Consider the following 521-nt stretch of genomic DNA (forward strand, 5'->3'; position numbering starts at 1 on the left):
CAGGGATTGTTTTATTAATAGGTACACGGTTCCTATCATTGGGCTGTTTTAGCTTTGGTGCTAACGCACAAGCTGATAGAATGTTTGCAATCAAAATTACAAGAATGACCGACTTCATTTTAATACGACTCTTTTTACTGTTATATCATCTTGATATTTGTTGTCATTATTATAATTTTGATACTAAAGTAAAGTGTGTAGTTTACGATAATTGATCTTTTCTTAATTTCATTTTTAAATTTATGAAAATAGCTCAATTTCAGTGCGAATATTTTTTACTTTAGGATTGGATATCCTTGCTATTTTGTCATATGGATATTAGGGGCGTCTGTTACGGGAACCATTGCTTTTTATCACCTTTAATTTCTATGTCTCCATAGATGTCCAAATGTAATGCCTTTTGCGAGAGAATTGGCAATGCTTGATAGTTTGAGTAACAGCATAATGGATATAATGGACAAGACGATAGCTCCCCCAAACATGAAGCTTATATTCTGGTCGTAGTCGAGTTTCATATCGCT

The 521-nt window shown here is 33.2% G+C and carries 1 protein-coding gene and 1 pseudogene; both read right to left on the reverse strand.

The genetic code is table 11. The annotated features are described in order from the left end of the window. Positions 1-118, reverse strand: a 118-nt coding sequence (locus tag ACFIJ8_RS08525) for a TrwH protein (RefSeq protein WP_375639396.1), incomplete at its 3' end; no start/stop codon positions are given. Positions 119-359: 241 nt separating this feature from the next. Next, positions 360-521: pseudogene (locus ACFIJ8_RS08530) on the reverse strand (trwi protein); the annotation flags it as partial.

Source organism: Bartonella sp. MF74HXZ (assembly GCF_042194445.1).
In the GTDB taxonomy this organism is placed as follows: Bacteria; Pseudomonadota; Alphaproteobacteria; order Rhizobiales; family Rhizobiaceae; genus Bartonella; species Bartonella grahamii.